At 31.4% G+C, this 11,538-nt stretch carries 8 protein-coding genes; 7 read left to right on the forward strand and 1 reads right to left on the reverse strand.

Annotated elements, in window-relative coordinates; translation table 11 throughout:
- Positions 1–124 precede the first annotated feature (124 nt).
- Complete coding sequence (locus tag AC3IPI_RS15120; RefSeq protein WP_039119115.1) at positions 125–994, reverse strand: cupin-like domain-containing protein; 870 nt, start codon at positions 992–994, stop codon at positions 125–127.
- Between the two features lie 754 nt (positions 995–1,748).
- Between AC3IPI_RS15120 and AC3IPI_RS15125 the strand changes: the two genes are divergently transcribed.
- From AC3IPI_RS15125 to AC3IPI_RS15155, 7 genes are all read left to right on the forward strand, one after another.
- Positions 1,749–2,360: an RNA polymerase sigma factor gene (locus AC3IPI_RS15125; RefSeq protein ID WP_039114026.1), complete on the forward strand. Its 612-nt coding sequence runs from the start codon at positions 1,749–1,751 to the stop codon at positions 2,358–2,360.
- A gap of 89 nt (positions 2,361–2,449) precedes the next feature.
- Positions 2,450–3,583, forward strand: coding sequence for a FecR family protein (locus AC3IPI_RS15130; protein WP_489153749.1), 1,134 nt, complete (start codon positions 2,450–2,452; stop codon positions 3,581–3,583).
- Between the two features lie 154 nt (positions 3,584–3,737).
- Entirely contained in the window at positions 3,738–7,445 is a 3,708-nt protein-coding gene (locus AC3IPI_RS15135) for a SusC/RagA family TonB-linked outer membrane protein (RefSeq protein ID WP_086895868.1), read from the forward strand.
- 12 nt (positions 7,446–7,457) lie between these two features.
- Positions 7,458–8,933 (forward strand): RagB/SusD family nutrient uptake outer membrane protein, encoded by a 1,476-nt coding sequence (locus AC3IPI_RS15140; protein WP_489153752.1) that lies wholly within the window; start codon positions 7,458–7,460, stop codon positions 8,931–8,933.
- A 19-nt stretch (positions 8,934–8,952) separates the two neighbouring features.
- Positions 8,953–9,819: a zinc-binding metallopeptidase gene (locus tag AC3IPI_RS15145; protein WP_039114029.1), complete on the forward strand. Its 867-nt coding sequence runs from the start codon at positions 8,953–8,955 to the stop codon at positions 9,817–9,819.
- A gap of 44 nt (positions 9,820–9,863) precedes the next feature.
- Positions 9,864–11,213 carry a DUF4302 domain-containing protein gene (locus AC3IPI_RS15150; protein ID WP_039114030.1) on the forward strand — a complete coding sequence of 450 codons (1,350 nt, stop codon included), beginning with the start codon at positions 9,864–9,866 and terminating at the stop codon, positions 11,211–11,213.
- An 87-nt stretch (positions 11,214–11,300) separates the two neighbouring features.
- Positions 11,301–11,513 carry a DUF5808 domain-containing protein gene (locus tag AC3IPI_RS15155; protein ID WP_039114031.1) on the forward strand — a complete coding sequence of 71 codons (213 nt, stop codon included), beginning with the start codon at positions 11,301–11,303 and terminating at the stop codon, positions 11,511–11,513.
- Positions 11,514–11,538 lie beyond the last annotated feature (25 nt).

Below are 11,538 nucleotides of genomic sequence, written 5' to 3' on the forward strand. Positions count from 1 at the left end.
AGAAAAAAGTTAACCGTAAAGAGCGTAAAGTTTTAAAGCTGTTTTAAAATAAAAATTGAACCATTAAGAAATAAAGTTTCATTAAGAACAAAGCTTAATTTTTCTTAATCTCTTAATGGTAAAATCATTGTTCCTGTAGCAAGGCATTTGTTCTGCGAATAGATTCTTCGTCTTTATAATCCAGCCAGGCTTGTCCTTTGCGTTTTCGCATCCAGTTATCATAATAGCGAATAATGGCTACATTTGTCAATGCCTTTAGTACATTGGTAGGTCTTCCGGATAAAGAACGCAGACTTAAGGAGAATCCCGGAGTGGTATATTTCATGTAATGCCACCAACCTTCGGGCATATAAAGCATTTCGCCATGTTGCAAATTAGTAATATATGGTTTTACTAATTTAAGAGCTGGGAATTTTTCATAATCAGGATTATCAAAATCGATATCTTCATTACAAATCCAGGAATACGGAAGACGATACATGTATTTTGTTTCTTTAGGATCTACTAAAACACATTGTTTTTTTCCTTGAAAATGAATATGAAATATATTAGGGAAATCAATATCATAATGCATAAATACTTTTGCATTCTGACCGCCAAAAAAAACTAGCGGTAAACTCTTTATCAACCGAAGACCTAATTTAGGCCATCGTATGTCGGTTTTCATAGAAGGCACATCTTTCATTAAATTATATAAAAATATGCGTAAATGCGTAGGTCCTTTTTCGAGTATATCAATATACTCGGACATAGTCATTGTAAAATCAGGTTCATTAACTTTCTTGGTATGGTCGGTTTTACGATTGTCGTATAAAGGAACAGTCTTATCGCCTGCAACTTCTCTTAAAAAATCAAAATTCCATTTTGTAAATGCGGGCCAATCTTCTATTTGATTGGTTATAACTACTGGCTTTTGAGGCTTATAATAGTTTTCGATAAATTCTTTTTTTGTAAGTTTTTCTACTCTTTCAATTTCTATATATTCAAATGCCATAATTAAAATTTTAAAATTGTTCGAAAATTATAAAGTCACATATTCTTGGTTTTTATTATATAAGTTAGAGATATTCAGTATTATTTACAACAAGATAAACGTATAAACTGTAAGAAGATTATAGTATTTAACGTGTTTGAGAGATGAAATTATATCATTATAGAATGTGGTTATCTACTAACAAGGCATATTCCTTAAGGTTTTTCAGTTTTTTCGGAGGATTATTTGTTAACCTAAAGTTATTGAATTTTTAATTTACATGCTCAAAAAAAGTAAATTTCTATAAAAAAATGCAATTTCATTTTGATTGTTACATTTCTTTAAAAATTTGTGATTATAAATTATTTTTCTATTCATAATTGTTTATGTTTGTTAATAAAACATTAAATATAAGGTTAAAATTAACTTTTATGTTTTAGGATGTTTTGTTTAATAAAAAAGAGCCTATTACTAAAATGTCCCCTGATAGTAAGGGTTGTAAAGTGTTGTAAATAAGAGTATTTGCTTGAATTAACGCAATGCTATTAAGATTGAAATTCATTGAAATGTTAATAAAAATAAAATCATTTGTTAAATTGACTTCTACTTATAAATTAAAAAATACAGTAGAACATCAATTCATCAAAAAAATAAATTGTAGGTTTTTATTTGTTAGCATTAAAATTCTTAAACCAAAAAACTTTAATGAGAATTTCGACTGGCTTGTACGTCAGCATATTCGCATTGAAAATTACCAATTAACCAAAACCAAATTATGAAAAGCCAAACAATAACACAAGTAGATGTTCTTGATGATTCCATACTATGGAATAATCTGAAAGCGGGAGATGAAAAGGCTTTTTCATTACTTTTTGAAAAGCATTATGCTCATTTAGTTCGTTACGGGAATTCACTGTCTCCCTTTGCCGAAAAAGTACAAGACTGCGTGCAGGATGTATTTACGGATGTTTGGGTTTATAGAGAATCACTAAATGACTCGGTTGTTGTAAAAGCGTATTTGCTATCAAGCGTACGTAAGCGAATTGCCAGACTTCATGAACGTGATCATATTTTTCGTAAAACAACATCTACAGACTCCATTGAATTTTTATTTGATTTTTCGGTAGAGCATCAACTTATTGCCGATGAAGAAACGTTGGGCAAAGTATCACATCTTAATAAATTATTAAATGCTTTACCAGGAAGGCAAAAAGAAGCTTTATATCTAAGATATAATGAGGGACTTAGTGTGGAGCAAATTGCCGACATGCTGGATGTTAATTATCAATCGGCAAATAACTTGTTGCATCGCGCTTTATTAAATCTTCGTAAAGAATGGAAAGGTAATCTTTCCCTTTTATTGCTGTTATCATCAAGCCTTTTTTAGTTTTTTTTAATTAAATGTAAAAAAAATCATAATTTGGTGAGTATATAAATAAAAAAGTGTCCTCTATGTTTTTGTAACCTTATTTTTAGATGCAAGAACGTAACAATTATACAGAAGTAGAAGATTTTTTGGCTGACGAATCATTTCGATTGTGGGTACAATCTGAAGATGATTCTGATCGCTGGGAAGAATGGACTCTAGAAAATCATAAACGTGCCAAATTGGTAGAAGAAGCACGATTATGGTTGCTAGCCATGAATGTTCCAGAAACTACTTTATCTCCGGCAGATATTCAATCTGCATTAGAATCTACTTGGAATAAAATCGAAAGAAAAGAAATTGTTGAAAAAGCTACAAATTCTCCAGTACTTAAACTTTGGAAGAATTATTGGTTTAGTGGAGCTGCAGCAGTTTTATTTTTTGGATTAGTTGCTAGTTGGTTTTATACCAGCAACACAAATAGTACTATTAATACTGAAGTTGTTACTTATAAAGAATTGGTAAGTGAGAATAATGAAGGATTAGTAGAACAAACCAATAATACAAACAAATCACAAATTATAACTTTATCTGATGGCAGTTCTGTTTTGTTAAAACCAAACAGTAAGCTTAGTTATCCTAAAATATTTATAGGAAACGAAAGAAAAGTTTATCTATCTGGCGAAGGCTTTTTTGAAATTAGTAAGAATCCCAAAAAACCATTTTTCGTCTTCGCCAATGAGATAGTTACCCGAGTTGTAGGAACAAGTTTCAGGATTAAAGCATATTCTGATCAGCCTAATGTTGAGGTACTTGTACGTACAGGAAAAGTAACGGTAAAATCTAACGAATTAATTACAAATTCAAAATCAAGCTCTAAAGGAGAAGAAGTTGTTTTATTACCTAACCAAGCGCTACGTTTTGTACGTGAGGAATTTACTTTTAATAAAATCACCGATATCACACTAGATGAATCTTTGGCGCACTCGGTAGGTAATATTGAACAATTAAGTTTTGAGTTTAATGATATTCCAGTTACCCAAATATTTAGGACAATAGAACAAGCGTATTTGGTGAAAATTGATTTTCCTTATTCGAAATTAAAAGATTGCCATCTTACTACTTCGTTGAGTGATCAACCATTACCAGAGAAACTAAAAATTATTTGTAAAAGCCTCGGTAATAATACAAGTTATGAAATGAATGGAAATCAGATCATTATTACATCTAATGGATGTGAATAAACCCTAGTGCTTATGTAATAAATATATAAAGAAAAGCGCCGAAGATGCTGTAACATTTTCGACGCTTAGATAATATCAAGTTGCTCTCTGTAAAGGGCAATTTGTAATGTTCCTCAATACCCAGTAAATAGTATTAATTAAACAAACCAAAATTATGAAAAAACATGTTGTTAAACAACGATTACTCTTTCGAATCATGAAAATAACATTATTTCAGTTTGTCTTGGCATTTGTCTTTTCAACTGTCACTATGGCAAATAGTGTGAAAGGACAAAGGAAATTGGATACGAAGGTGACTATTGACGTTGTTAATTTGAGTTTGGATAACGCGTTATCTAAACTTGAAAAATCAGCTAAAGTTAAGTTTTCGTACAACTCAAGAATGACTCAATTGAATCAGAAAGTGAGTATCGAAGCCAATGATGAAACTTTATCTAGTATTCTTAATAGAGTACTAAAACCATTTAATATTACTTACTCTGAGGTAAGTAATCAGATTATCTTGCAAAAAGATAGCTCACAAGCAGCTAACTTTGAAGATATAGACCTCCCAAGCTCATTGTTTGAGAGTTTATTTATTCCAGTTGTAAAAGGAAAAGTTGTAGACCAAAGTGGTGATCCGTTACCAGGAGCAACTGTACTTGCAAAAGGAAGCAAGGTTGCAGTACTTACAGATTTCGATGGTAATTTTACTATCGATATGCCAGCTAACACTACAAAATTGGTTGTTTCTTACGTAGGTATGGAAACAAAAGAAGTAAATATAACAAACTCACCGCTTACAATTACTTTAAGTGAACAAGGACAAAACTTAAAAGAGGTTGTGGTTACTACAGGTTACGAAAAAACATCTAAAAGAACTTTTACAGGAGCGATTAGTAAAATTTCGGGAACTGAATTAAAAGTTGATGGAGTTGTAGATATCAGCAGAATGATTGAAGGAAAAGCTGCGGGTGTTACAGTACAAAACGTTACTGGAACATTTGGTACTGCTCCTAAAATTACTGTGCGTGGATCATCTTCAATTTTTGGAGATACAAAACCTTTATGGGTTATTGATGGTGTTGTACAAGAAGATATTATCAATATTTCATTTGCAGATTTAGCTTCTGGAAACTCAGAAACATTATTAAGTTCATCTGTTGCAGGATTAAACTCTAACGATATTCAAAGTATTGAAATTCTTAAAGATGCTTCGGCTACATCTATTTATGGATCAAGATCTTTAAATGGAGTTGTAGTTGTAACAACTAAACAAGGACGTAGAGATTCTCCTTTAAAAGTAAGCTACTCTTTAGAGCAAACTGTTAGATCAGTACCAAATTATACTCAATATGATATCTTGAACTCACAAGAATCTATGAGTATTTTTAAAGAAATGGAATCTAAAGGGTATTTAGATTTGCCATCAACTGTACAAGGAAGATACGGTGGAGTATATAATATTTTAGGAAAAGCTATTAATACTTACGTACCAGAAACTGGTGGTTATTTAGTAAACAATGATCCTGTAAGTCGTAATAACTTTTTGAAAAAATATGAATCAGCTAATACAGATTGGTTTAAAGTTTTATTTAGACCATCTATTACACAAAGCCACTCTTTGAGTTTTTCTGGAGGAGGAAAAAACAATACATTTTATGCGTCTTTAGGATATTATACAGATCCGGGATGGACTATTGCTGATCAAGTGAAACAATTATCTACAAATATTAAAGGAACATTTTATATAAATGACAACTTAAATATTACTTTATCTACAATGGCATCTGTTAGAGATCAACAAGCTCCGGGTACATACGAAAGCCAAAAGGATGAGGTTTTTGGAAAAGTTACTAGAGATTTTGATATTAACCCATTTAGCTATGTTTTAAATACAAGCAGAACGTTAAGACCTTATGATGAAAAAGGAAACCTGGAATACTATCGTAATAACTGGGCTCCTATGAACATTATTAATGAGTTAGAAAATAACTATTTAGATATTAATGTAAAAGATATCCGTTTTCAGGTGGATTTAGATTATAAAATAAACAAACATTTAACTTATAACCTTACTGGATCTGCTCGTTATGCAAATACAACTAGAGAGCATAAAATTTTAGAAGATTCAAATGTTGTTGGAGCTTATAACGCAATGGAAACTACAATTGTAAGAGATGCAAATATCTTCTTATACAAAAATCCAAATGATATATCTATACCGCCAGTATCAGTTTTACCTAATGGAGGATTCTTGAGAAAGTTTACAAATGATATGACTTCTTATAACATTAGAAATAGTGTGAATTATAGAAATACATTTAATGACAAACATGAAGTAGAAGGATTTTTTGGTACTGAGTTAAGATCATTAGATAGAAACAGCGATAATTTTACAGCTGCAGGTATTCAATATGACAGAGGGCTTACTGCTTTTACTGATCCTAGAATGATCGAAAAAGTAATTAATGAAGGGAACTCTTATTTTGCATTTAATGCAGAAAAAGAAAGAACTGTAGGTTTCTTCGGGAAAGTAGGTTATACTTTTGATCGTCGTTATACTGCTTCTGTTACAGGACGTTATGATGGTTCTAACAGACAAGGAAATAGTGGTTCTTCCAGATGGTTACCAACATATACTTTTAGTGGTAAATGGAATGTTACTGAAGAAAAATTCATGCAAAACTTAAAAGCTGTAAACAATTTAGCACTAAGAGGTTCGTATGGTTTAACAGCAACTGCTGGACCAGCAACAAACTCTTTGGCTATATATAAAAGTATGATAGCTAATCGTTTAAACTTAAATGATAGAGAAACAGGTATTGAAATCGATCAACTACAAAATGGTGATTTAACTTGGGAGAAACAATTTGAAACTAACATTGGTTTAGATTTAGGATTGTTTAATAACAGAGTACAATTAGTAACTGATGTTTACAGACGTAAAGCTTTTGACTTAGTTGATTATGTTGTAACATCAGGTATTGGTGGACAAAAAATTAAACAAGGTAATAATGCAAACATGGAAACCAAAGGTTTAGAGATTGGTTTAACAACGCAAAATATCGTAAGTAAAGATTTTAAATGGTCTACAACATTCAATTTTTCAGTATTTAATCAGGAAATAACGAAGTTAGAAAACCAACCAACTGCTTTTGATTTAATTGATGGAAATGGAGGAAACGCTATAGGACGTCCTAGAAACTCTATTTATTCTTACCAATTTACAGGTTTAAATAATCAAGGTCTTCCAACATTTAAAATGCAAGATGGAGCGGCAAATAACATTACTGGAGCTAATTTTCAGGATAATAATAACGTAACAGATTATTTAAAATACGAAGGATCAATAGAGCCAAATAAATCATTTGGACTTGCTAATACTTTTACTTATAAAAACTGGTCATTATATGTATTCTTTGTAGGATCAGCAGGAAACAAAGTTCGTTTAAATCCTATTTATGATAGTGAATACGATGATTTAACAGTATTTACAAAAGATTTTACTAACAGATGGATCAATCCAGGTGACGAAAACATTACCAATGTTCCAGTTATTGCAGATAAGAGATTAAATGCTAATTATGATGGTGCTCGTACGCTTGCAAGAGCATATAACACTTACAATTATTCAGATGTTAGAATAGCTGATGGTGATTTTGTACGATTGAAAAACATTTCATTAAGCTGGGAATTTCCTAAAGATTTTAAGAGAAAAATTGGTGTAAATACCTTTACTCTTAAAGGATCTGCAGTTAACCCTTGGTTAATTTATTCTGATAAAAGATTAAACGGTCAGGATCCTGAATTCCGTAATACAGGAGGAGTAGCATTTCCTATAACTTCTCAGTACACATTTACTTTAAATATTTCATTATAATAGTATTAAATTATGAAAAATATAAAAATAGCGCTAGCATTATTATTACTTCTAGGTATTAGTAGTTGCGATGAGTTTCTTTCGGAAACACCAGATAACAGAACACAAATAGATACTCCGGAAAAAATATCAGAATTATTGGTAAATGCCTATCCAGTGGGTGGAACTTATATGGATTTTGCCGAAACAATGTCTGATAACGTTACTGATGGAAGATTAACAGAGACATTACCTAAAAACCTGCAGAATTATAATTGGGAAATGCAGGACGAAACTAATATAGACACTCAGGCAAACTATTGGGATGCATGTTATAGAGCTATTGCACATGCTAACAAGGCATTGCAGGCTATTAAACAGTTAGGGTATCCTTCTAATTTAAATTCACAAAGAGGAGAAGCATTATTGGCAAGAGCCTATTCTCATTTTATGTTAGTGACATTCTGGTCTAATCGATACAATCCAACTACTGCTGCGACTGATTTAGGTATTCCGTACGTAAACGAACCAGAAGAAGTATTAATTAAAAAATATACAAGAAATACTGTTGCAGAAGTTTATGATTTCATTCAACAAGATATAGAAGAAGGTTTGAAATATGTAACAAACGAGTATAAAGAACCAAAGTTTCATTTTAATAGAGAAGCAGGAAAAGCATTTGCAAGCCGTTTTTATCTTATAAAAGGGGACTGGGCTAAAGTATTAGAGGTTACAGAAGGATTAGGATCAAAACCTGCTGGAAAAATCAGAGATTATTTAGCATATACAAGTTTAGATCCAAACGTACAGTTTATCGATTATGCAAAAGCTGAACATCCTACAAACTTATTAGTAATTTCATCTTATTCTATTTATTCTAGAGCGACTCAACAAAATAGATTTTATTTAGGTTCAAATCAAGCGATTGAAATTTTTGGGAACGCAACAAATATATATAACAAAGCTTGGTACTATACTACATACTCTTATAACAGTAAGACAGATTTCCGTCCTAAGTACAAAGAATATTTCAAGTATACTAACCTAACAGCTGCAATTGGAGAACCTTATTTAGGGACAGTGCTTTTTACAAACGATGAATTTTATTTAAACAGAATTGAAGCACTTGTTATGTCTAACAGAATTGCTGAAGCAAATACAGAGTTAGAGTTCTTTTTAGGAATGAGAACAAAGGCTTATAATGCAGCAACTGATAAGTTAACAGAGGCAAAAATTGTTGCTAAATATCCAGTTATTACAGATGAGTATACACCATTTTATACTATGACTCCAGTACAGACATCGTATGTAAAAGCTATTGCTGAGGCTAAAAGAAGAGAATTTATTCATGAAGGTATGAGATGGTTTGATGTGAAGCGTTTTAATCTTGTAGTGAAGCATGATATTTTCAATAGTCCGTCAAACACATTAGTTAAAGATGATAAACGCAGAGCGTTACAAATACCGCTAAGTGCATCAAGCAACGGAGTTGAAATAAATCCTAGATAAAAATTTAATATAAAGTATTATGAAAATATTAAACCAATATAAAAAATTAGCATTAATTGCTGGAGTAGTTATGATTTTTTCTGGTTGTGCTCATGAGGATCAACCGGGTGAAAGCCAGTTAGATTTTACTCAGCCAGTTCAAACAGATTTAGATAAATGGATTACTACAAATTACCTTATTCCGTACAATATTAATGCACGATATAAATGGAATCAGAACACGGTTGATAATAGTAGGTTTTTATTTCCTCCAACGATCGATAAAGTGCAGCCAGCCTTAGAAATTGTTCAAAAAATATGGTTGTCTAGTTACGCAACCATCGGTGGAGCTGATTTTGTTAAGAAAATTGCACCAAGAGAAGTTGTTTTAGTTGGTGGAGTAAATATGAATGACAATGGTACCAGAACATTAGGAATTGCAGAAGGTGGACAAAGAATTACACTTTTTGAAGTAGATTATATCAACAGACAAAATCGTGCAATAGTTTCAGAGTTTATTCATACTATTCAGCATGAGTATGTTCATATTTTAAATCAGAACAAACCTTTTGATGAGCAAGCTTGGGGTAAATTAACTCCTTCAGGATATACAGCAACCTGGCATTTAGAAACTAATTCGGCATCGAGAGAATTAGGATTTATAACGAATTATGCAAGAAACAATATTGTTGAAGATTTTGCTGAAACGGCTTCTATAATCTTAATTAGCTCTAAGGCAGAATATGCAGCTATTTTAGCAAGTATAACAAGTCCGAAAGGAAGAGAAGATATTAAAAAGAAAGAAGCTATTGTAGTGAAGTATTTTAAAGATGCCTTTGATATGGATTTCTATGCATTAAGAGACGAGGCTGAAAAAAATACTACAATTGTAATTAATGGCAATTAGTAATTATACTATTAAGTTCTAAAACATTAACTTAAAATAACATTATGAAAATAAAATATTTATATAAGTTGCTAATTGTTGCTTTTGTAGCAATTCAATTAGTTGCTTGCAGTAACGGTGATACTGAGGAAAAGTTTGATCAAACACCTACTGCAAGAACAAATGCTCAGTCTAAAAAATTAGATGAGTTATTGCTGGCATCAGAGTATGGATGGAAAGCCGTTTATTTTACTGATAATACACAATTAGGAGGATATACACATTTATTTAAATTCTCTCCTGGAGGGAAAGTAACAATGGCATCAGATTTTGACAGTGATACAAAAAAGTATGATAGTCAATACGAGATTCAATTAGGGAGTACTGTAAGTGTAGTTTTTACTACTGCTAACAGAATACACCTTTTATCTGACTCAAGATCATACCCAACGGAAGATTTGAAAGGTCAAGGATATCTGGGTGATTTTCAGTTTTTATTTTATGGAGAAGATAAAGGAGATATTATCTTTAGAACCAACAGAAAGTCTATAGAATTACGTTTTGTAAAAGCTACTGCTGCCGATTGGGATAACTTACCACAAAATACAATAATGGAGCAGAATGTAATTGGAGCAAATACACGACCACTTTTTAGATTATTAGAAACAAATGATGGAACAACTGTACGTCAGTTTGATTTTAATTTTGATGATGCGACTCGTTTTGCCACTGCTGATCCTATTACAGCTGGTTTTTCTGAAAGTTATAATGTAGGTGTTGGTTATTCTGCAACAGGAATGATAGTAAGCCCTGCTATTGTAGTAAAAGATCAAGCTTTGTCTGAATTTGTTTATAATGATGCGGATGGTAGCTTTACAGCAACTGGAACAAATGGGGTATCTGCTACTATTAAGTACACTACAAAACCGTTAGTTTTAACAGATGATTATAAAATCATTTTAGATGGACAACCAGCAACAGCATTTGGATACATTGCACAGTATTTGAGTAATACGGCTGGAAATTCTCTTTTATGTAAAACATTATTGAATGAAATTAATGCTAGTTTACCTGCAGCACAAAAGGTTAACAGAGTTCAATTTCAATTCAATGATGCAGGAAGTACGTATATAGTATATACATTCACAGGAGGAAAAGCAACACTATATCATAATGTAGAAGTTGTTGAGGATGCCGTAAATAAAACAATTGTCCTTAAACATATTTCTTGGCAAACTGCAACTGCACTTATTGCTGAGCCAGTATTATTAAAGAAATTTGATCAGGAACTAACAAATCCAAAAGGTTTATACTTTAAAAAAGAAACTTATAAACTAGGAGGAGTACCTAATACAGTTTATACTTTTACTTCAGCTGCTAGTAATTTCAGATTAGCAACATATGCTTTTCAATAGTTAAATGCAAAAAATAATTTTACAAAAGGGCTGTCATAAAAAGATAGTCCTTTTGTTTTTTTTAATGTATAACAAAAAGTAAAATTTATGGAACCAAGTAAAGAAACCAAAGATAAGTGGCATCAAGATCCATCAAATTGGATTTGGGGAATTTTTTATTTTAATAAAGAAGACAAAAGAATACTTCCTCCAAAGAGAATAAAACAATTAGGTTGGACAATAAATTTTGCAAATCCAAATTCAGTTTTCTTTTTGTTAATCTTACTTGTAGTGATTTATATTTTATCAAAATATCATTAAATAATAATTAAAATAGAAAGTGAAA

The sequence above is a fragment of the Flavobacterium sp. GL_143 genome (genome assembly GCF_057834355.1).